Here is a 21,077-nt window from a genome sequence, read left to right as displayed (position 1 = left end):
TCGGCGAACCCTTCCGCCGCGACGCAATGAAAAAACCCGTCGCCGTCGCAGGAATCTCGGCCGAAGACATGAAAGTTCAGGAAGCGTGATCTGATCATGCTTCACCCGGGCCGAATATGGTTCGGGTGGGGGCAGGCTTTGCCCCAAAGGCAGCTCAAATATTGCAAAGGAAGTAAGATGCAGGTGTTGAGTGCATCCAACTCGCCGTGGCTTCGGGCACGGTCTTTCGTTCGTTTGAACGGTCACGGTTTCCTTGTTTCCGTGGTTGTTGCCGTCGCAGCGAAGTTTTTGTCCGAACATTATGGTGCCCCGGCGATGCTGATGGCCCTGTTGCTGGGCATCGCGTTCCATTTCCTGGCCGAAGACGATGCCGGCGACTGCAAGGCCGGTATCGAATTTACTGCACGAACGGTTCTGCGTTTTGGCGTTGCGCTGCTTGGGGCGCGTATTTCCGTTGAATTGATGATGAGCCTTGGCGCTGATCTGATTGCCGTTGTGATTGCCAGTGTGATCCTCACGATCCTGTTCGGGCTTCTTGGCGCGCGTCTTCTGGGCCGTGGTTGGCGCTTTGGGGTGCTGACAGGGGGATCGGTTGCGATCTGCGGTGCATCGGCCGCGATGGCCTTGTCGGCCATTCTGCCCAAAAACGAGCATTCGGAGCGGAACCTGGTTTTCACGGTACTGTCGGTTACTGTTCTGTCGACAATCGCGATGATCGCCTACCCGATCCTCACCGAGGCTTTCGAGTTCAACGACGAGGTTTCAGGGGTCTTCCTGGGCGGAACGATCCATGATGTCGCGCAGGTTGTCGGGGCCGGGTTCTCGGTTTCGGACCAAACCGGTGAGGTCGCGACTTTGGTCAAGCTGATCCGTGTCGCAATGCTGGCCCCGGTGGTTCTGGTCATCTCGTTTCTTGTCCGGCGCCACGCGGAGTTCAGCGAGGAAGACGGCAAGCGCCCGCCTATTTTGCCGATGTTTGTCGTTGGCTTTCTGATCTTTGCCGTCCTGAATTCAATGGGCCTGATCCCGGATGTGGTCTCGTCGGCCATGGCCGATCTCAGCCGGTGGGCGCTGCTGTTGTCGATTGCGGCAGTGGGCATGAAAACGTCGCTCAAGCGGATTCTGGATGTGGGTGGGCAGGCCATCGTCCTGATCGTGGCCGAGACGATCTTCATCGCTGCTCTGGTTTTGGCGGGTGTCTACCTGTTTCATTAGAGGATGGCGGAAATCCAAGTTCAGCACGTGACCGACCATCGGCCGATCACGTCATCTCGCACTACATGACCAGCAGGAGGGTATGACCTCATGACGACACAGGTACTCAATCTATTCGATGAGCCGGCAACGCGCAGCGAAAGGCGTTTGGCCGATCTTCCCGATCGCGTTGTCGCCGGTGATCCGCATCACAAGATTGGAATGCATTTCACCAGCCCGGATGGGCAACTGTCTGCCGGGACCTGGACGTCTACGCCGGGCAAATGGCACGCGTTCACGGACAAGGACGAATATTGCTATATCGTCAAAGGTCATTGCGCCCTGATCCACGAAGACGGGACCCGTCAGGATTTTCGCACCGGGGCCAGCTTTTTGATCCCCAACGGCTTTCGCGGCTATTGGGAAGTCGTGGAAGAAACGACCAAGCACTTCGTGATCCGAGATTGCGCGCCGGACGCATGATCCGATCCGTGATTGAACCTGAGGCGGCGTGAACCGGCATGCCTCAGGCGCGTCATTGGCTTTTCAGCGACGGGTTTGGTCAAAGCTGATCGTCAGTTTTTCCGCCGTGGGTATTGACTGGCAGGTCAGGATTTCTCCGGCTTTGATGTCTTTGTCTTCCAGTGCCATGCGCGCCCGCATATGAACTGTGCCGTCGGTCAGTTTGGCCCGGCACGCGCCGCAAACTCCGGATTGGCAGGAATAGGGTGGCTTGAGCCCCGCTGACTGCGCTGCGTGAAGAATGGTCTGTCCCCTCGAGACCGAAATGAGGTGTCGGGTGCCTTCCAGCGTCAGTTCAACGGTTGCGTCCACCCCGTCAATACCCGTGTCAAGATCCGGCGCAGCACCATAGCTTTCCATGTGGATGCGGTTCTGGGGAACATCAATGGACATCAAGGCCGATTTGACGGCCTGGTTCATATCGCGCGGACCACAGACATAGTACCGCGCGTCCTGGGCGTAAGGTGGATACTCGGCGATCAACGCTTCGATGGCGGCCTTGTCGATTGTACCTTGCCGCCAGTACTCGGCGCTGGACCACCAGCCGGGTTTCGAAAAGACATGGTTGATTGTAAAACGTTCGGGATGCGCTTGCTGAAGCACGCTCAGTTCGTGCTGCAACAGGATGCTCTTGGCGTTTGTGTTGCCATACACCAGATGTGCGACTGAATGGGGCTCGGCTGTCAAAACCGAGTTCAGCATTGCAAAGAGCGGAGTGATGCCAGAGCCCGCGCCAAAAAAGTAATGGGTGCGCCGCGCCGTTTCGTCGGGGTCCAGGCAGAAACTGCCAAATGGCGGCATGACGTCAATGGTTTGCCCTTCCTGAACGGTGTCGTTGATGAAGTTGCTGACACGGCCACCCTTGACCCGTTTGACGGTGATGCGAAGCGGATCCCCGGAGTAAGGCGAACTGGAGATCGAATAGCTTCGACGGTGCTCTTCGCCATCAATATTGAAACGAACGGACACGTGTTGGCCCGGCCTCCAGGCGAATATGTCCATCAGGCGGTCAGGGACCTCGAACATGACGGTCTTTGCCACGCCATCCAGTTCGACTCTGGTCCCGCAAACGCGCAATGGGAAAAAATCACGCGGGTTCATTTCTCTTCCCCCAACCATTGCAGAACAACTTTCTGGTGCTCGATGACGGGGCTTTCACCTTTTGCCGCCGGACCTGCTTCAAAATACGGAGAATGCAGGGACTTCTGCTGCTGCTCGCACGCGTAGATGTCTTCGCCGGTAAAGTCGCCGGCAACCATCGGGTCATCTTCGCCCATCGCGTCATTGGCTTCGTATTTCCCGGCAATTCCAAACGCGGCCCAGAAAGAGGACGACTTCATCGACTGTTTGGTGAATTCCCATTCCGAGCTGTTTGACACCCGCCCACGGTTGTGAACTCGTGTCAGTTCCGGGCCAAGGGGTTCGACAATGAAGATATTCCAGCCGTCTTCCGAAGCGGCCAGACCAATCCCCGGGAACAGCATCGGCACCCAGGCGCCGTTCATGTCTTTGGGGATGACGCGCGGGGCGGTCAGTTTGCTGTCCTGATCTTCCAGAAACTCCGCCACGGGCGGCTCCCAAAACATGTAATGAGGTCCTTCCCAGTGGAATTCGGCGGATTTGTGGTCATACATCCGCAGCGTATTCGAATGCAGATGGCTCAGGTGGTAAACGTCGATGTAATTTTCGACGACAACCTTCCAGTTGGCCTTTATCTCATAGCTGGTGTTCAGGTCTTCGTACTCGATCAGCTCCTCCGGGACGTGCGGGCCGATATGGGGTTCGACGGGGCCGAACCATTCGGCGATGGAAGGCGCGTCGGGGTCTGGATGGACGAAAATCATCGACTTCCAGATATCGACCTTGGCGGGTTTCAGGCCAAGGCAGGACTTGTCGACTTTGCCATATTCCTCGTGCTCATCCGGCACCGAAATCAGATTGCCTTCAAAATCGTAGGTCCAATCGTGATAAGGACAGGTCAATGCTTTTTGCGTTTTGCCAACCGCGCGGATCAATTGGGTACCGCGATGGCGGCAGATGTTATGGAAGGCGCGTAGGCGACGGTCGCGCCCCATAATCACGAATATGTTGTTGAGTCCGGCCTGCACGGCGATGAACTGGCCGGGTTCACTGACATCCTCCATAAAACCGGCGTAGCGCCAGGTTTTGGAGAAGATCTCGCGCATTTCCCGGTCGAACCAATCCTGGCTCGTGTAAGCTTCGACCGGCAAAAGGTGCAGCATGGGTTTCATTTGAGCCTCTTGTGAAGGAATTTTCAAAACGTTTGGGGGAGAAAGTCGATGGCGATCATCGACAGGCCTAATGCGACCCAGGCGAGTTGGATCAGCCAAAACAGGATGGGGTCCTCATCCCGGGTTACGTCGGTCAAAAGCAAAGCGTGACCGGAATAGAAATTCGGGATTGTCCAGAACATGAAAAGAAGCCCCCACAACGTCTGATAGCCAAGTACCGTCGTCACCATCAGCGCCGCGAAGGTGATGTAGTTCAGCTGTCGCTTGCGTGTCATGGTTCTTGCTCCAGGCCATTGAACAGCGCACGCGCGGCCTGTTCGGCCTGAGTTTTCCAGACATTCGGCATATCCAGAGGGGCCAAAGACGTCGCGTTGAAATAAAGCGCCACAATGCCATGAGCGGCGGTATTGACCTTTGCGGCATCCACATTCGGGAAATCCGCGCGCAGTATCGCAGCAATCGTAGTTTCAAAGGCAAGCAGAGCCTCTCGACAAGCCAGGCGAAGCGAAGCATCCTCGACCGCCCGCGCGGTGAGTGCTGCGAAGGCAAGAACCATATCCGGTGACGTCTGGTTCATGTCCGAGAACAGAAGATCGATCAGATGTCTTGATTTTCTCGACGCCGGCAAGCCTGCAACGAGTGCGTCAGACTGTTCCGAAAAACTTTTCAGAACATAGTCTTGCAGGGTCGTAATCAATTCATCCCGATTGCCCAGGTGATGCCGGATCAGAGGACGTGTCAGGCCCGCCTCCTTGGCTATTTGCGAAAGCGATGCGCCATCAAGGCCATATCTCGCAACACATCTGACCAGGGCCTGCATAATCTGTTCATAACGTTCATCACGATTTGAAGGGCGCCCGATCATGTTATTTCCAGTATTTCAGCTTCAGGTCTGCGGTTGCACCGGTGCCGACGGCGACAGCGGCATCCGCGAATTCCGGCGGTAGACCGCTCCGATCCATGCCGCCAAAGGCGTACCCTTCGGTTGGGACATCCTTCTCGGTATCCAGGTTGCTGTTGCTGTTCTCGTCGTGAATCGCGGCAATCGTATAGGTGCCAAGCGGGAGATTGTGAAAGGTGACCGAGGCCTGGCCTTTGACAGCAGGAATGGAAGCCAAGGCCGCCGCGTTCGCCACGTCCATGGCCTTAAAAGATTTTGAGTCATCGAACACGGCAATGATCAAATCACCATCTGCATTGCGCACGTCCTGCACCGTCGCAGTGAGAGTTTGTGCGGATGCCCCGAGGGTTGAAGCTAGTGTCATCACAGATGCGACGACCAGTTTGCTAATCGGCATGATATATCCTTTACTGTCAACATTGACAGTAAATAGGAAGAGTGCAATTAACTGTCAATAGTGACAATTATTCACCCGATTTCCCTGAGCGTGTTTTTTTTGCATTGAACCAAGCACGACGTATCGGCCCAACGCCGACACGGATCGGAGAAAAGGGAAAAAAATATCCTAAGGCGGCTTTCCAAAGCTACTCGGGCAATACTTGCCTCATGTAGAGATGACGCATGACCATTGGCGTCAGGTACATCGGAATTTGATACGCCCCGATGAAGGCCATGATGGGTGCGGTGACCTCGGGCGGCAAAGCAACGAAGAATATCGCGATGTTTCTGTTTCCCGCGATCAAAGAGACAGCGGTTGCTCTGGCTGCCGGCAGACGTCCTCGGGTAATCCGGAACGAAATGAATTGTGCTCCGAAATTGGCCAGACAGGCGAGCGCGATCCAGAAGGCCGCGACGGCCGGGCTTTTCAGCGCTGTGGTGCTGACAGAAGGCATCAGGCCGATGACAAAAACGGCCAAGGTGATTGTGCCCAACCCTTCCAGATTCACCAATGTGGAGCGTGATGGTGAACGCAACCAGACGCACCGGACAACAATGGCGGCGCCGGTTGTGCAGAGTATCGTCAACAGCAGTTGCAACCCGGCCAGCAGAACAGAGTGAATGTCGCCCAGCTCAGGCATGAGCAGGAACACCGGAAACGCTGTCAATGGCAGCAGGGCGGTCCCAACCACCATCATTCGCATCGCGTGTTCAGGTGGGTAGCCCATCATCAAACACATGTTGGGACTGCCGGAAATCGAGGGCGCAGCCGCCATGATGAGCAGGGACAGAAGCACCGGCGTTCCGGTCCATCCCCCGACAAATCCAATGGCCAGAATGATCAGCGGCATCACGAATTGAAACCCGATGACGGTGAACGCGACCTTGTGCAGATCGCTCAACGATCCAAGAATGGTTTCGGGGTCCATTCTCAGGACGGTGACGAACAGCAACAACACGACCAGGGGCGGCAGCAGGCCTCGCATGGGCTCGGCCAAACCCGGCAATAGAAGACCCGCCGCCAATCCGGCGACCAGAACACGGGGCCCGTGACGGGCCGCCAGATGGAGCAGGTTCAAGGCCGTTTTACCCGCCCGGGCTCTGACGCAAATTCTCGGGCAGCCAGGTGGCGAGCTCGGGGAACCAGATGAGGATGAAGACCATCAGCACCATGATCAGGAACATCGGGATCGCAGCGCGTGCGATATAGCTCATCTCATGGTTGGTCATGCCCTGCATCACGAACAGGTTGAACCCGATCGGGGGTGTGATCTGCGCCATTTCAACAACGACCACGATGAAGATCCCGAACCAGATCAGGTCAATGCCAGCGTCGCGGATCATTGGTTCCACCACGGCCATGGTCAGCACGACGGAAGAAATCCCGTCAAGAAAACAGCCCAGAATGATGTAGAACACCAGCAGGACCATAAGCAGTTCGAAACGGGTCAGTTCCCAACCTGCAATCAGATCGGCCAGCCCGCGCGGCAGGCCGGTGAAGCCCATGGACAGCGACAGAAACGCCGCGCCAGCAAGGATCAGGGCGATCATCGCGCTGGTTCGCGTGGCGCCCATCAGGCTTTCGGTGAATGTCTTCCAGTTCAAAGACCCCTGACCTGCCGCCAACAACAGGCCGCCGATCACCCCGAAAGCCGCAGCTTCGGTCGCAGTGGCATAGCCCAGATACATTGAGCCGATGACGACCGTGATCAGAAGGATCACAGGCAACAAAAAGCGAGAGTTTCTGACTTTCTCGGAAAAGCTCAGCTTGCCCTCGACATCCGGGGTCCAATCTTTGCCCAACTTGGAATAGATCGCGACATAACCCATGAACATCGCTGCCAGCACCAAACCGGGAAGGATGCCGGCAAAGAACAGCTTGGTGATCGATTCATTGATCGTCACCCCGTAGACGATCAAGGTCAAAGACGGCGGGATCATCAGCCCCAGAGTGGCCGCGCCGGTCAACGTGCCGATGATCATCCGTTCGGGGTAATTGCGCTTGCGCAGTTCGGGGATCGACATCTTGCCGACGGTGGTCAGCGTTGCCGCCGACGAACCTGAGACCGCCGCGAAGACGGTACAGCCCACGATATTGGTATGCACCAAACCGCCGGGCAGGGGGGCCATCCAGGGGGACAGCCCTTTGAACATGTCTTCGGACAATCGCGTGCGGTACAGGATTTCGCCCATCCAGATGAACATGGGCAAGGCGGTCAGGGTCCACGATGACGACGCGGACCAGATCGTCGTGATCATCACGTCGCCCACGGGGCGTGTCGTGAACAGCTCCATCCCGACCCAGGCGACCCCCATCAGGGCCAGGCCGACCCAGACGCCGGTCCCGAGCAACGTGAACAGAACAAAAAGGAAAAGGATGATGACAGACAGGTTTTCCATGCGTCTATTCTCCGTGGCTCTGGTCGGCCAGATCGCGGACAATGCGATGGTCACCTTTGAACAGGACGTGGATCAGGTGATCCGTCAGCGCGATGGCCAGGATCACGGCTCCGATCAGCATCGCGGATTGCGGAATCCACAGCGCGGTTCTGTCCTGACCCTGGCTGATGTCGTTGAACTTCCAGCTCCAATAGACGAAGCGATAGGCATACCAGCAGAAATACCACATGACGGCCGTGCCGATGGTGAAACACCAGATTTCAAGGACACGCCGCACGCTGTCCGGTACCGCGTTCAGAAGGATCGAAACCCGAATGTGGCTGCCCCGGTTCAACGCATTGGCAAAGGCCAGAAAAGATGCCGCCGCCATTGCATAGCCGGCATAGTCGGGCGCTCCGGGAAATACTTCACCGGTCCAGCGGGCCAGCATCTGCACGACGATCAGCAAAAGAATGGCAATCAGGCTGACCGCCGCCAGTACCCCCGCTGCAAGATAGATGAAATCCAGAACGGACCGAAGCCCCCGCAATACCGCCATGTCGTCCCCGCTTTGTTATGATTGGATGGAAAACAGGCGACGCAATGCAGCGCCGCCTGCCTCGAACGGTTACTGAGAGGCGTTGAACGCGTCGACGATGGCTTTGCCTTCGTCGCCGGCGGCTTCCAGCCATTCATTGGTCATGGTCACACCAATCTCTTTCAGTTCATTCGTCATCTGCTCGGATGCCGGACCGACGGTCATGCCACCATCACGCAGACCTTGCAGAGTAAAGCCGGTATATTCCTTGGCGCGCCAGTTGCCCGCGTATTCCGCCAGCCCTGCGCAGGCCTTGATGACGTTCTTGTTGGCGTCGGACACGCCCGACCAGACATCCGAATTCACCATCACGTAGTTGCGCGGCAACCAGGCATCGACTTCGTAGAAATAGTTCAGGCTTTCCCAGACCTTGCGGTCATACCCGGTCGATCCCGAAGACACCATCGACTCGGCGACACCCGTCGCAAAAGCCTGACTGATTTCCGCCGCTTCGATCGTCACCGGCAACATGCCCGTCAGCTCGGCCAGTCGCGAAGTCGCGTTGTTGTACGAACGGAACTTGATGCCCTTCATGTCGGCGACCGAGTTCACCTCATTCTTGAAATACAGCCCCTGCGGTGGCCACGGTACAGCATAAAGCAGCGTCAGGTTCTGCTCTGCCAATACTTTTTCGATAGATGGCTTGGCGGCCTCCCAAAGCTTGGCGCTGTCGTCGAACGAGGTCGCAAGGAACGGGATCGAATCGAAACCGAACAACGCGTTCTCATTCTGGTGGCCGGACAGAAGGCGTTCGCCGATCGGGGCTTGCCCGGTCTGGATTGCGCGTTTGATATCGGCACCTTTGAACAGCGAGCCGGATGGATGCGTAACGATTTCGATCTCACCGCCGGTTCCGGTCGTTACACATTTGGCGAATTCCGCACCGGTGGCCGAATGGAAGTTCGACGCCGAATAGGCCATCGGCATGTCCCATTTTTCGGCCAAGGCCGGTGCTGCCGCGGCAGCAGTCAAAGCGGTTGCTGCCAGAAGGTTTGTCAGTGTTTTCATCGTTTTCTCCCTATCGAGTTTTGAAATACCGATGTTCTTCATCGGTCTGTTCTTATGTTGCAAAGCGCGACGGCGCATAAACGCTTACGTCGGTGTTCGGGGTTCTGCCCGCAATCATCTGCGCCAAAAGCCGCCCGGTCTTTGGCCCACCTGTCAGGCCGATGTGATGATGCCCAAAGCCCATATAGGCCCCTTTGATTCCGGGCACGTCGCCTATGATCGGGATCGAGTCAGCCGGGGCCGGCCTGTGCCCCATCCATTCCACTTCCTCCTTCCATGTTATGCCCGGAAAAGCGGCCCGGGCATTCTTTCGCATCAATTCAAACGGCGCGCGCGAGGGCGGTGCGTCCAGCCCACCGAACTCCACGATACCCGCCAAGCGTATGCGCCCATCCATGGGCGTGGCAACAAACTTGCCCGAAGCCACCATGACCGGGCTGCGGGGCATGGCAGAAGGTGCCACCAATTCAAGATGATAACCGCGCTCGCTTTCAAGAGGAACAGAAACCCCCAGTCGCTTCGCCAGCGGCCCCGACCAGACGCCAGCCGTGACAATGGCGGTGTCGCAAGCGATGGCCTCACCATCCGCGCGCACACCGGTAACACGGCCGTTCTCGCGGGTGACGTCCTCGACATTGGCGCGGATGATCCGGCCGCCGCCGGCCTCGACATGGGCGGCCAGGTCTTTCACGTACCGCCCCGGATCGGTGATATGACCGTGGTTTGACAGCTTGGCAGCGAAACCGATATCCGGGCTGAACACGGGGTCATAGTCGTGAAACGCCTTGCCCTCCAGTTCTTGCCAGTCAAAGCCGTTCTTCCGCCTTATTCCCCAGCCCAACGCATCTTGTTCGAAATGGGCCCGGTTCTCGTAGAGAAACAGATAGTCGCTGGGCACGATCCACTTTTCAGCACGCGTGCCTGCCGCCAATGCCTTGTGATCATTCAGGCTGTCGCCGACGATCGGCGTCAGCGCCGCCGCGATCCGTTCAACGTCTTCTATGTTCGCGTGGCTCAGATATTGCCGGAGCCATGGGAGCAGCTTGGGCAGATACCCCCATTTCAAAAACAGCGGCTGCGACGAACTCAGCAACATTTTGGGCGCTTTGCCAAGCAATCCGGGAACCGTCACAGGTATGATGGAACAGGATGCCAGCACACCGCCATTGCCATGAGACGTGCCTTCGCCCGGTCCGGCCTTGTCGAACAGGATCACGTCGTGCCCATCCCGTTGCAGCCAGACCGCGGCCGACACGCCGACGATACCGGCGCCGATGATGGCTATGGTTTTCTTGTCACTCATTCTGAAACCGCCCTGGCCACTGCGTAATGGTTCAGCTTGGCCATCTCGGGCCTGCCGCCAAGCCCGCGGGTTTCGGGCACGCAGACCTGTCCGTTCTGGATCCGGAAGGGGTCTTCCAGAATGTCTTCTTTCAGGAAATAGGACGCCTGATAGAATTCGCAGCCCAATGTGATCTCGGGCGTTGCGGCAATCATATGGGTGCCGGCAAGATGGGCCAGGCCGGCCTCGAACATGTCACCGCCATACGCCGTCAGACCATGCGCGGCCGCGATGCGGGCGACCGTTTGCCCGCGGGTCAGGCCGCCAGACTTCATTATTTTCACCGACACACCATCGCAAATGCTTTCACGCGCGGCGCGTTCCATATCTTCGGGACCAAAGACGCTTTCATCGGCGAGAAGGGGAACATCGGTCATATGCCGTAGCTTCGCCATCATGCCGAAGTGATGGGCGCGAACCGGCTGTTCGATGAAATCAGGATTGAACCGGGCCACGTCCCGCACCCGCGTCGGAGCCTCCTCGATGCTCAGCCCCTGATTATAGTCCACGCGGACCGAGAACTCAGGGCAGTTTTGCGCAAGGTACTCCAACCGCATGATGTCAAAGGCGTGATCCTTGAACCCGGTCTTGAGTTTGACAATCCGCACGCCGTCCTCTCGCAACCGCGCCAGCAGGTCTATGTCCTGGGAAAAGTCCGGGTTGGCGATGGAACAGCTGAGCGGAATGGTGTTGCGGCAGCGACCGCCCAGCAAAGACCAGACAGGGATGTCGCTGATACGGCCGGCCAGATCCAGCAGCGCGGTTTCCAGCGCGGCCTTGGCCTCGGTGCAATGCGCCACTGCACAGGCCGCGCGCGCCATGATGGCTGACCGGTCGCCCACGCTGGCGCCAAGAACAAGAGGGCGTATATATCGATCCAGTGCCGCGAATGTCGCTTCCGGGGTGCCGGTGAACACCGACCAGGGTGACGCTTCGCCAAATCCCTGTGCGCCATCCTCGGATGTCAGTCGCAGTATGACGACTTCGCAGGCGCCTTCGACGGATCCTATACCGTGATCCCGGCGGGACGTGACCGGAAGCTTCAGGTGCCAAAGGTCGAAACCGATGATGTTTTGTGACAGATCGTTCATTCCGCCCCCTGTGGTTGAGCGAAAGCCTGCCTTGACGAGCATATCATTTCAAATACTATTTCTTCTACAGTTCATCAGAATAAATGATGCGGTAATCCATGTCCCTACGCTTTCGCCAGCTTCAAGCGTTTCACGCCATAATGGAAACCGGAACCGTAACCGGTGCGGCGTCGGTACTTGGGATATCCCAGCCTGGTATCAGCAATCTGTTGGCTCAGTTGGAACGCGAAGCGCGACTGCCTCTGTTCGAGCGCAACAAGGGCCGTTTGCTGCCCACCCCGGAAGCCGAGCTGCTGTTCCGCGAAGTCGACACGGTTGTGCGCGGGCTGGATCACGTGGCGCAGGCCGTGACAGATTTGCAAAACAAACATCCCGGTCAATTGCAGGTTGCGGCACCGCATCTTCTGTCATTTGGTTTCATGCCGCGCGAGATCGCTCGTTTTGCCAAAAGCCGCCCCAACCTGTCCGTCAGTTTCCAGTCGCAGTATTCATCCAAGATTCAGGAATGGGTGATTTCAGGCCTGTTTGAAATCGGCATCGTCGAGATGCCGATCCTGCACGACACTCTGAATTATCAGGTGTTTCAATTCGAAACGCTTGCGACTTTTCCAGAAAACAGCCCCTTGGCGGAATATGACGTTCTGACACCGGAAATATTGGAAAACGAGCCCTTCATCGTGATGGGTCCGGAACATCAAACCCACCGTCGAACCCGTGACATCTTTCAGGCATCCGGGCGCACGTGGCGGACACAGATTCACACGCACCTGTCCGAGAACCTGCTGAGTTTTGTGAAACAAGGCATGGGGGTTGCGATGATCGATCCCTTTACCGTGACGTTCGATGGTGAGAGCGGGTACCAGACCCGCCCGTTCAGGCCATCCGTCATGCTGGATCTTGCAATCATCACCGCAAAGGGGCGCCCCCTGTCCACGATTGCGCAAGAATTCCTGGCCCAGCTGACCCCGTCGATTGCCTCTTACGCGACCCATTCCGACACAGGTGCAGCGGCCTCGTGAAGCTGCTGCGAATGGATGTCGACCAATGTGGGGCCATCATGTTCGACGGCCTGTTTCAGCACTTTCGGCAAGTCCTCGGGGTCTTTGACCGTCCATGATTTCACTCCGAAGGCGGCTGCGACGGCGGCGTGGTCGGTCCGGTTGAAATCAACGTTGTAATAGCGTTGATCAAACCCAGCATCCTGACCCGCCTTGATCCATCCGAAGACCGAGTTCGAGAAAACGATCGAGGTGATCGGCATTTTGTGTCGGACCATCGTTTCAAATTCGCCGCAGGTGAACCCAAACGAACCATCGCCCATGACAGCCAGGGTCTTGACTGAGGGCCGACCGACATGTGCACCCATGGCCGCCCCCAGAGAATAGCCCAGTGCGCCATGTGCGCGATTTGTGATGAAATGCCGCCCGGGTTGCCGCCAACGGTAATGCGCGCTGAAATAGGGGCAGGGGGTGCCGGGATCAGCGACCACAATCGCATCGTCGTCCAGAATGTCCATCAGGGACGCCATGACGGCCTCGGGCCGTATTGGCGTTTCCCGACTTGCAGCCAAGGGGGCAAACGCCGCCGCCTTGGCCTGCCACGCGGCGCGGGCCTTGGTTGCTCCGTCTTGTCCGTTCAGGTCTTGCCGGTCCTCCAGCGCTCGGGCCAATGCCTCCAGCGCGAGGCGGGCGTCAGCGCAGATCGCCACTTCGGTCTGATAGTTTGCGCCGATCACCATGGGGTCGCTGTCGATGTGAATGATCGTGGCGTTGCGCCCGGGGCTTCTCCACCGTTCGGTCGTGACCGAACCGGCGCGGCACCCGATGAACAGGACGACATCAGCCTGATCCACCACGGCGCGTGTCGCGGGGATGCCGCCGTTCGATCCGACGACACCCAGGGCCAGAGGATCAGTTTCGGCGATGGACCCTTGGCCTGAAACGGTTGTGGCGACGGGCATGTCCAACAGACCAGCGACGCGGCGCAACGCATCGGTCGCGCCGGACAGAACCGGGCCGCCGCCACAGACCGCGACGGCGGATGTGGCCCGGGCAAGAATGGCTGCGGCCGCTTCGATGGCATCCGGATCTGGGGCGGCCCGTTCGGCGGGAAAGTTGCGATGCCGGTCGTCGGCCCAGATTTCCGCTTCGTCCACCTGTGCCTTCTGCGTATCAAACGGCAGTGCCAGATGGGTCGCGCCGGGTGTTCCCGTTGTCATCGCCCTGAACGCCGCACGAACCATGGCCGGAAGCCGGGCGGCATCATCCAGAGACGCGTTCCACTTCGTCAGCGGGCGGAACAACGCTGGCTGATCCAGTTCTGTCAAAGGGTATTTCCCGCGGCTGGTCGTCGCCACATCAGAGGTGATCGCCAGGATTGGAACGGAACTTTCATTGGCCTCGACCACACCCGGCAGAATGTAGGTCGCGCCACCGCCGGAAGGGCCTTCGCAAACGCCGGGCCTGCCTGTCACGCGTGCATAGCCATCCGCCATGTAGGCGGCGTGCCGTTCGTCGCGGGTCAGAATGTGCTGAATGCCGTGATCCATTCGGGCGAGTGCGTCATAGAACGGCAAGGTGGTATCGCCGCACAGGCCGAACATATGCGTCACGCCATGCGCCTCGAGCATACGCACCATCGCCTCGGCTCCGGTCAGGTAGTTCGTCCCTGTCATGGTTCGCGATTCCTTTGCGTTGAAATTGTACACATAGCTGTATACAAGTTTGCATATTGATTTCAAGAATTGAGTGTGGCACCTGTGGATCAACGGAAGAAGGGCATTGTTTATGGCGGGTCCACGCGTCGATGATATTTATGATCAGGTCAAAGCGATGGCGGTCTCCTTCCGCCTGCGCCCCGGTGACCGCCTGAACGAGGTCGCGCTGTCCAGGGATCTAGGCGTCAGCCGCACGCCGTTGCGAGAAGCGTTGAACCGTCTGGTTGCCGAACGGCTGTTCGATTTCCGCCCGGGGCAAGGGTTTTTTTGCCGTCCTTTGGATGCGCAAAGCGTGTTCGACCTTTTCGAGCTGCGCCAGATCATCGAATCCGCGGCGGCCCGATCCGCCTGCGCCAGGGCGGCCGATGAAGACCTGCAAAAGCTGCGTGATGAACTTTACGAAACGGGCATCGACATCACCGGTCTGACGATCGAAGAGGCTGTGGCCCGGGACGAATCGTTCCATCTGGGGATCGCAAAGCTGTCAGGGAACATGGAGTTGTTGCAAACTCTGACGCGGATCAACGAGCGTATCCGCTATATCCGCTGGATTTCCATGAGCATGGACCGGGTGCAGAAGTCCAAGGACGAACATAAACACGTCATGCAGGCCCTGCTGGATCGGGACGCGGACGAGGCGGCCCGGGTTCTGGCGGCTCATATCACAAAACGAATGGATCAGGTTCAGGACGCTGTGCGTCACGGGATTACCAGCATCTACATGGAAGGGGCCGAAGACATCTCGACCCGCATTATCGAAGAGGCACAGGGATGATCGCGCAGGGCGGCAAATCCATTTATGGTGCATCGGTGGGAATCCTTATGCTGGACGCGCAATTCCCAAGAATTCCCGGTGACATGGGCAATGCACGGACATGGCCGTTTCCGGTGCTGTACCGCATCGTTCGGGATGCCTCGCCTGATCGGGTGGTCCGGCATCGGGCCGAAGGTATGCTCGAGGTCTTCATCGACGCTGCGCAAGAGCTGGTCAAAGACGGCGCGGACGGAATAACAACCAATTGCGGGTTCCTGTCCCTGTTCCAGAAGGAGCTGGCCGAGGCCGTTCCGGTTCCCGTCGTCACCTCGTCCTTGATGCAGGTCGAAATGGTGAATCGCATCCTTCCCAAGGGAAAGCGCGCGGGCATTCTGACCATTTCGGCCTCCACTTTGACCAATGACCATCTTCTGGCTGCCAATGTCCCCTTGGACACGCCAATCGGCACAACCGAGGGTGGGCGGGAATTCACCCGCGCAATTCTTGGCAATGAACCGCATCTGAATGTTCAGAAGGCCCGGGAAGACAATGTCGAGGCCGCAATCGCATTGGCCTCGGACCACCCCGATCTTGGGGCAATCGTTCTGGAGTGCACGAATATGTGCCCCTATGCGCCGGATATTCAACAGGCGACCGGGCTGCCGGTGTTCTCGATCGTGTCCTTCGTGACCTGGTTCCAGGCCGGTCTTGTTCCGCCGGTGTACCGGAACTGATCTCTGGCCTTTCATCAAGACGGATTGTGTTGGCCGCAAGCAAAACTCATGCCAGTGTCAGATCACCGGGTATCGAATTTCGGATCACACGCTGTGCATTCGGCAGATCGTTCGACTGCGCACGGTCCTTGGCGGCAATGGCGTCCAGACCATGGCCGATCCATCTGTTGGTCAGGCGGGTTTGGAGTGTTTTCAAATCGGTGTCCAGAAAGACCTTGAATGCCCACAGTTGGTGAAGGTCCGACCAACCCGGTTCATTCAAGAGAAGGTAATTGCCCTCAACCAGAACAACGCGCTGATCCGCCGTGATCATGGACCGCGCGGCAATGGCCAGATCGAGATTTCGGTCAAACTCGGGTATTGCGACTTCTTCTTCCGCACGCAATCGACCAAGCAGCGCATGAAAGCCGGCACGGTCAAAGGTTTCGGGGGATCCCTTGCGGTTCAGCAGGCCGCGATCCTTCAAGATCACGTTGTCATAGTGGAAGCCGTCCATGAAAACCAGGCCGGTCGCGATGCCGCGCAGATTGAGCTCTTTGGTTGCAAGGCCCGCTGCGGTCGTTTTTCCCGATCCCGGCGGCCCGGCAATCGCGACAAGATGCCGGTCTTGCAGCGGCGGCAAGGCCTGGACGGCATCCGCGATTTTGGTTGCAAGCGCCTCGGGGGTGGCAAGTTTACCCGTCACGCGGCCTGGTCCTCGGCGGGCGGTTCCTTGGCGCCGGTCATGAACGCCACCGCGTCGGACATCGTGTAATCCTTGGGATCAACGACGCAGAGGCGTTTGCCCAGTCGATGCACGTGAATTCGATCGGCGACCTCGAAAACATGTGGCATATTGTGGCTGATCAGGATGATCGGAATGCCGCGAGATTTCACGTCCAGGATCAGTTCAAGAACGCGCCGGCTTTCCTTCACGCCCAATGCGGCGGTTGGTTCGTCCAGGATGATGACTTTTGATCCGAATGCCGCGGCACGTGCCACCGCTACACCCTGACGCTGACCCCCGGACAGTGTTTCGACGGCTTGATTGATGTTCTGGATCGTCATCAGGCCCAGTTCGCTCAGCTTGTCGCGGGCGAATTTCTCCATCGCCGGACGATCGAGCATTCGAAACCAAGATCCCAATGGCCCTTTGCGCCGAATCTCGCGCCCCATGAACATGTTGTCCGCAATCGACAGGGCAGGGGACATTGCAAGTGTCTGGTAAACCGTTTCAATACCGGCTTCACGCGCGTCTATCGGCGAGTGGAAATTCACTTTCCGGCCTTCCAGCCAAACATCACCTTCATCCGGCACCACTGCGCCTGAAATCGCCTTGATCAGTGTTGACTTGCCCGCACCGTTGTCGCCGATCACGGCCAGAATCTCGCCCGGCATCAAATCGAAATCGCACTGGTCCAGCGCCGTCACCTTGCCGTAGCGCTTCACAAGGTTCCTTCCTTTGAGAATAGGTTCCATCAGGCTGCCACCTTTCTGATCCACTGGTCGACCGCGACCGCTGCGATGATAAGGATGCCGATCAACAGGAACGTCCATTGCGCATCAGCGCCCAGCAACCGAAGCCCAAGCGTGAAGACCCCGACGATCAACGCTCCGAACAATGATCCGAGAATGGACCCGCGGCCACCGAACAGGGATATGCCCCCGATCACGACCGCTGTTATGCTTTCAATATTGGCCAACTGGCCAGACGTCGGAGACACGGACCCGATCCGACCAATCAGAGCCCATCCCGCGAAGGCGCAGATCAGCCCGGACAGCATGTAAACCGACATCAGCGTGCGATGCACATTGACACCGGACAACTCGGCGGCTTCCGGATCATCACCGACCGCGTAAACATGCCTTCCCCATGCGGTGTGACGAAGGGCGTAGGAAAGCCCGAGGATCAGCACCAGCATGAAGATCACGCCGACGGTGAATACCGCCCCGCCCACGTTGAACTTGGCCCCGAAAAGTTGCAGAATCGCGGCGTTTTCTTCGATCTCCTGCGACCGGATTGTTTCGTTCTGAGAATACAGGAAGTTCGCCGCAAGAACGATTTGCCACATGCCAAGCGTCACGATGAACGGCGGCAGTTTGATGCGGCTGACCAGATACCCGTTCACCGCACCGATTGCGGTGCCAACGAAAAGGCCGCAAACAATCGCGACCGTTGGCGGCAGCCCATGTCGGAAGGTGAACTGTCCCATGACAACCGACGACATCACCATGATTGCTCCGACGCTCAGATCGATACCGGCGGTCAGGATGACGAGGCTTTGCGCCGCCGCCACGATCCCGACGATCTGAACCTGTTGCAGGATCAGGGTCAGCGCGAATGGCGAGAAGAACTTGGAGCCCAGCAAAGCCCCGAAAATGACGATGGCAGCCACAAGAACGATCAGCGGCACCAAAGAGGGGTTCACATGCAGAAAATGCTGAACCGTTCCGACAAACCCGCGGTGGTGATCGTCAAATTCGGCAATCTGTTCCGGGCTGCCTTTTGCAGCGGCTTCGAAGTCGTCTGATCGTCGTGAAGTATCGGACATAAAGGTTCCCCCAAAGCGTCAGGTTACTGACGACTTTAGCAAGTTTTCGGGCGAATGGGTGGTTTGAAATGCGGAAGGCCGCCCTCTGCGGCCCTCCGGGTGGTCAGGTTAACCCCAGCAGAGGTCCATGCCTTCTTTGACCGAGATCGACTCGACGCCTTCGGCAGGCTTGTCCGTTACAAGCGCTACGCCGGTGTCAAAGAAATCCTTGCCAGGCGTGTTTTCAGGCTTCACGCCTTCGTCCGCCCATTTCTTGACGGCTTCAACACCCAGCGATGCCATCAACAGCGGGTATTGCTGCGACGTCGCGCCGATAACACCATCGGCAACGTTTTGGACACCCGGGCAGCCTCCGTCCACGGAAACGATGAGCACGTCATTTTCGCGCCCGATGGCTTTCAGCGCCTCGTAGGCGCCTGCCGCGGCAGGCTCGTTGATGGTGTGAACAACGTTGATCGTCGGATCCTTGGCCAGAAGGTTTTCCATCGCGCGGCGACCACCTTCTTCGTTGCCGGCAGTGACATCACTTCCGACAAGACGGGGGTCATCTTCATCACCGATTACGTTCGGGTCCGCCAGATCGACACCAAAGCCTTGCAGGAAGCCCTGATTGCGCAGCACGTCCACTGTCGGCTGGCTGACGGCAAGGTCCAATGTCGCAATTTTCGCGTCGTTGGCTGCGTCGCCCAGCGTGGCTTTGGCCCATTGTCCAATCAGCAGCCCGGCAAGGAAATTGTCCGTGGCAAACGTTGCGTCAGCCGAGTCAATGGGTTCCAGCGGCGTATCCAGAGCGATAACCAGAACCCCTGCATCCCGCGCCTGCTTCACGGCCGGAACGATGGATGATGTGTCCGAGGCCGTCAGCAGAATGCCTTTGGCGCCGTCCAGAATGCAGGTCTCAATGGCTTGCACCTGCGTTTCATGGTCACCGTCAACTTTGCCCGCAAAGGCTTTGAGCGTCATTCCCAGCTCTTCCGCTTTCGCTGTCGCACCTTCCTTCATTTTGACAAAGAACGGGTTGGTGTCCGTCTTGGTAATCAGACAAACGGTTTCGCCTTCCGCCATTGCACTGCCAGCCATGGCAGTAACCCCGAGCGCAGCAGCACCCGCAAGTCTTGCAAGTTTCATCGATTATCCTCCCAGGTTTTCCTGTGCCGAACGGGCACGAGGGCGATCAGGCAAAATCCCTGATCCCATAAGAAACAATCACAAGATTCGAAATTTGAGTCAATAAATAAATCACTCTTATTTATTATTGACAGTGCGGGCGGGCTTTCTCATTCTTCAGCAGGAAAGGGGTGGTCGTGCCTGAAAATTCATCTCGGAAAAATTCGATTGGCCTGCACGGGTCAGAGGTGCGCGGAACCAACCAAAGCGGGATGCGGGCCCGGAACGAACGGCTGGTGTTGTCGCTTGTCCGGCGTCATCAGGCCCTTGCGAAGTCCGAGATCGCGCGCATGACCGGACTGTCGGCACAAACCGTTTCCGTCATCATGCGGCTGTTGGAGAAGGATGGTTTGCTGTTGCGCGGCGAGCCGGTCCGCGGGAAAGTCGGGCAACCTTCCGTTCCCATGCGCCTCAACCCGGATGGTGCGTTTTTCTTTGGGCTCAAGGTCGGGCGCCGCAGTACCGAGCTGGTTTTGACTGACTTTGTCGGAAATGTGCGGCAGCGCGAGCGGCGAACCTATGACTATCCAACGCCGAAGGCCACTTTGGAGTTTTCCACTGAGAGTCTGGGCAAAATGATGTCATCCATGTCGCCCGAGGCCAAAGGCAGGATTGCGGGTCTTGGAATTGCCATGCCGTTCTATCTGTGGGACTGGGCCCAGACCCTTCAGGTTCCTCAGGAAGAAATGGACCCGTGGCGCGTATCAGACCTGAAGGCTGACCTGGCGCGTCGCCTCGATATTCCGGTATTCCTGCAAAATGACGCCACTGCGGCTTGTGGGGCGGAATTGGTATTCGGTCCGGCTGATGGGCCAAGGGATTTCCTGTACTTCTATATCGGGTTTTTCATTGGCGGCGGTGTGGTCCTCAATGGCGCGATCTTTTCGGGGCGTGGAAACGCGGGGGCAATCGGCCCCTTGCCTGTGCCCGATGGCGCGGGCGGTGTCAGACCGCTCATCGATGTGGCCAGCCTTTACGTGCTCGAGCGTGCAATCACCACGGCAGGTGTCACGTCGCATTCCATCTGGGAAACGACCCAGCGTTGGGATGTGCCAAACGTTCAACTGGAAAACTGGTTGAAACGGACGGCAAGCGGGATTGCCCATGCGATTGTCTCATCCTGTAGCCTGATAGATTTCGAATGCGTGAAGATTGACGGCTGGATGCCGCAGGACATCAAGGCGCGTTTGGTTGAAATGGTGGAAGACAAACTGTCCGAGCTGAACATGACTGGGCTCGAGCGCCCCGTTGTGCTGGCAGGAACCGTAGGCCCGGAAGCACGCTCTTTGGGCGCGGCAAGCCTGCCCTTGTCGGAGAGGTATCTTTCAGAAGCTTAGACAGGAACGAACCCTGCCGCCTTGGACGTTTCACAAACTGGTTCACTCTCGCAAACTGCCGAGCTCAATATTTTCGATGGCCGTAACACATTTTCGTTGACGGAAGGCTGAGT

At 57.8% G+C, this 21,077-nt stretch carries 22 protein-coding genes; 6 read left to right on the top strand and 16 right to left on the bottom strand.

Translation table 11 applies throughout. The annotated features are described in order from the left end of the window. The first annotated feature begins 177 nt into the window (after nucleotides 1-177). A complete protein-coding gene (locus tag ACR0E2_RS20355; RefSeq protein ID WP_480447711.1) occupies nucleotides 178-1,215 on the top strand; it encodes a YeiH family protein in 1,038 nt (345 codons plus the stop codon). Between the two features lie 90 nt (nucleotides 1,216-1,305). Beyond that, entirely contained in the window at nucleotides 1,306-1,677 is a 372-nt protein-coding gene (locus ACR0E2_RS20350) for a cupin domain-containing protein (protein WP_224859590.1), read from the top strand. A gap of 63 nt (nucleotides 1,678-1,740) precedes the next feature. On the opposite strand, the gene ACR0E2_RS20345 is transcribed toward ACR0E2_RS20350, so the two are convergent. The 11 genes from ACR0E2_RS20345 to ACR0E2_RS20295 all read right to left on the bottom strand — a co-directional run bounded on the left by ACR0E2_RS20345 (nucleotide 1,741) and on the right by ACR0E2_RS20295 (nucleotide 11,725). Further along, nucleotides 1,741-2,817, bottom strand: a complete 1,077-nt coding sequence (locus ACR0E2_RS20345; RefSeq protein WP_480447710.1) for a 2Fe-2S iron-sulfur cluster-binding protein — start codon at nucleotides 2,815-2,817, stop codon at nucleotides 1,741-1,743. Next, nucleotides 2,814-3,959: an aromatic ring-hydroxylating oxygenase subunit alpha gene (locus tag ACR0E2_RS20340; protein WP_480447709.1), complete on the bottom strand. Its 1,146-nt coding sequence runs from the start codon at nucleotides 3,957-3,959 to the stop codon at nucleotides 2,814-2,816. The genes ACR0E2_RS20345 and ACR0E2_RS20340 overlap by 4 nt, the downstream gene beginning before the upstream one ends. A 32-nt stretch (nucleotides 3,960-3,991) precedes the next feature. Next, nucleotides 3,992-4,243 (bottom strand): hypothetical protein, encoded by a 252-nt coding sequence (locus ACR0E2_RS20335; protein WP_152460440.1) that lies wholly within the window; start codon nucleotides 4,241-4,243, stop codon nucleotides 3,992-3,994. After that, a complete protein-coding gene (locus ACR0E2_RS20330) occupies nucleotides 4,240-4,788 on the bottom strand; it encodes a TetR/AcrR family transcriptional regulator (RefSeq protein ID WP_480447708.1) in 549 nt (182 codons plus the stop codon). The genes ACR0E2_RS20335 and ACR0E2_RS20330 overlap by 4 nt, the downstream gene beginning before the upstream one ends. 46 nt (nucleotides 4,789-4,834) lie before the next feature. After that, nucleotides 4,835-5,266, bottom strand: coding sequence for a DUF2141 domain-containing protein (locus tag ACR0E2_RS20325; RefSeq protein WP_480447707.1), 432 nt, complete (start codon nucleotides 5,264-5,266; stop codon nucleotides 4,835-4,837). Nucleotides 5,267-5,453: 187 nt separating this feature from the next. Continuing rightward, nucleotides 5,454-6,386 carry a hypothetical protein gene (locus ACR0E2_RS20320; protein WP_480447706.1) on the bottom strand — a complete coding sequence of 311 codons (933 nt, stop codon included), beginning with the start codon at nucleotides 6,384-6,386 and terminating at the stop codon, nucleotides 5,454-5,456. A gap of 7 nt (nucleotides 6,387-6,393) precedes the next feature. Next, nucleotides 6,394-7,707 carry a TRAP transporter large permease gene (locus ACR0E2_RS20315; RefSeq protein ID WP_480447705.1) on the bottom strand — a complete coding sequence of 438 codons (1,314 nt, stop codon included), beginning with the start codon at nucleotides 7,705-7,707 and terminating at the stop codon, nucleotides 6,394-6,396. Nucleotides 7,708-7,711: 4 nt separating this feature from the next. After that, the gene (locus ACR0E2_RS20310) at nucleotides 7,712-8,245 is read right to left on the bottom strand and encodes a TRAP transporter small permease (RefSeq protein ID WP_171172704.1); all 534 of its coding nucleotides are present in this window, start codon (nucleotides 8,243-8,245) and stop codon (nucleotides 7,712-7,714) included. A 69-nt stretch (nucleotides 8,246-8,314) separates the two neighbouring features. Further along, nucleotides 8,315-9,292: a TRAP transporter substrate-binding protein gene (locus tag ACR0E2_RS20305; protein ID WP_171230743.1), complete on the bottom strand. Its 978-nt coding sequence runs from the start codon at nucleotides 9,290-9,292 to the stop codon at nucleotides 8,315-8,317. A 52-nt stretch (nucleotides 9,293-9,344) separates the two neighbouring features. Next, nucleotides 9,345-10,595, bottom strand: a complete 1,251-nt coding sequence (locus ACR0E2_RS20300; protein WP_480447704.1) for an NAD(P)/FAD-dependent oxidoreductase — start codon at nucleotides 10,593-10,595, stop codon at nucleotides 9,345-9,347. Next, on the bottom strand, nucleotides 10,592-11,725 hold the full coding sequence (locus tag ACR0E2_RS20295) for an enolase C-terminal domain-like protein (RefSeq protein WP_480447703.1): 1,134 nt from the start codon (nucleotides 11,723-11,725) through the stop codon (nucleotides 10,592-10,594). The genes ACR0E2_RS20300 and ACR0E2_RS20295 overlap by 4 nt, the downstream gene beginning before the upstream one ends. A gap of 98 nt (nucleotides 11,726-11,823) precedes the next feature. Between ACR0E2_RS20295 and ACR0E2_RS20290 the strand changes: the two genes are divergently transcribed. Beyond that, on the top strand, nucleotides 11,824-12,744 hold the full coding sequence (locus ACR0E2_RS20290) for a LysR family transcriptional regulator (RefSeq protein WP_480447702.1): 921 nt from the start codon (nucleotides 11,824-11,826) through the stop codon (nucleotides 12,742-12,744). Here the strand turns inward: ACR0E2_RS20290 and ACR0E2_RS20285 are convergent. Continuing rightward, a complete protein-coding gene (locus ACR0E2_RS20285; RefSeq protein WP_480447701.1) occupies nucleotides 12,705-14,399 on the bottom strand; it encodes a thiamine pyrophosphate-binding protein in 1,695 nt (564 codons plus the stop codon). The two genes, ACR0E2_RS20290 and ACR0E2_RS20285, sit on opposite strands and share 40 nt — an antisense overlap. 112 nt (nucleotides 14,400-14,511) lie before the next feature. Between ACR0E2_RS20285 and ACR0E2_RS20280 the strand changes: the two genes are divergently transcribed. After that, a complete protein-coding gene (locus ACR0E2_RS20280) occupies nucleotides 14,512-15,216 on the top strand; it encodes a GntR family transcriptional regulator (RefSeq protein WP_480447700.1) in 705 nt (234 codons plus the stop codon). Beyond that, on the top strand, nucleotides 15,213-15,929 hold the full coding sequence (locus ACR0E2_RS20275; RefSeq protein ID WP_480447699.1) for an aspartate/glutamate racemase family protein: 717 nt from the start codon (nucleotides 15,213-15,215) through the stop codon (nucleotides 15,927-15,929). The genes ACR0E2_RS20280 and ACR0E2_RS20275 overlap by 4 nt, the downstream gene beginning before the upstream one ends. A 46-nt stretch (nucleotides 15,930-15,975) precedes the next feature. On the opposite strand, the gene ACR0E2_RS20270 is transcribed toward ACR0E2_RS20275, so the two are convergent. From ACR0E2_RS20270 to ACR0E2_RS20255, 4 genes are all read right to left on the bottom strand, one after another. Next, nucleotides 15,976-16,614, bottom strand: coding sequence for a nucleoside/nucleotide kinase family protein (locus ACR0E2_RS20270; RefSeq protein WP_480447698.1), 639 nt, complete (start codon nucleotides 16,612-16,614; stop codon nucleotides 15,976-15,978). Beyond that, nucleotides 16,611-17,387, bottom strand: a complete 777-nt coding sequence (locus tag ACR0E2_RS20265; protein WP_171230736.1) for an ATP-binding cassette domain-containing protein — start codon at nucleotides 17,385-17,387, stop codon at nucleotides 16,611-16,613. Before ACR0E2_RS20265 ends, ACR0E2_RS20270 begins: the two co-directional genes overlap by 4 nt. Continuing rightward, nucleotides 17,387-18,460: an ABC transporter permease gene (locus ACR0E2_RS20260; protein ID WP_480447697.1), complete on the bottom strand. Its 1,074-nt coding sequence runs from the start codon at nucleotides 18,458-18,460 to the stop codon at nucleotides 17,387-17,389. The genes ACR0E2_RS20265 and ACR0E2_RS20260 overlap by 1 nt, the downstream gene beginning before the upstream one ends. A 108-nt stretch (nucleotides 18,461-18,568) precedes the next feature. Next, nucleotides 18,569-19,588, bottom strand: coding sequence for a sugar ABC transporter substrate-binding protein (locus ACR0E2_RS20255; protein ID WP_171230734.1), 1,020 nt, complete (start codon nucleotides 19,586-19,588; stop codon nucleotides 18,569-18,571). A gap of 251 nt (nucleotides 19,589-19,839) precedes the next feature. Between ACR0E2_RS20255 and ACR0E2_RS20250 the strand changes: the two genes are divergently transcribed. Continuing rightward, nucleotides 19,840-20,964: an ROK family transcriptional regulator gene (locus ACR0E2_RS20250; RefSeq protein WP_480447712.1), complete on the top strand. Its 1,125-nt coding sequence runs from the start codon at nucleotides 19,840-19,842 to the stop codon at nucleotides 20,962-20,964. Nucleotides 20,965-21,077: the final 113 nt, after the last annotated feature.

This window comes from Ruegeria sp. A4 (genome assembly GCF_056543025.1).
The sequence above is the reverse complement of the archived record's forward strand: the minus strand, read 5'-3'. Positions and strand labels throughout refer to the sequence as shown.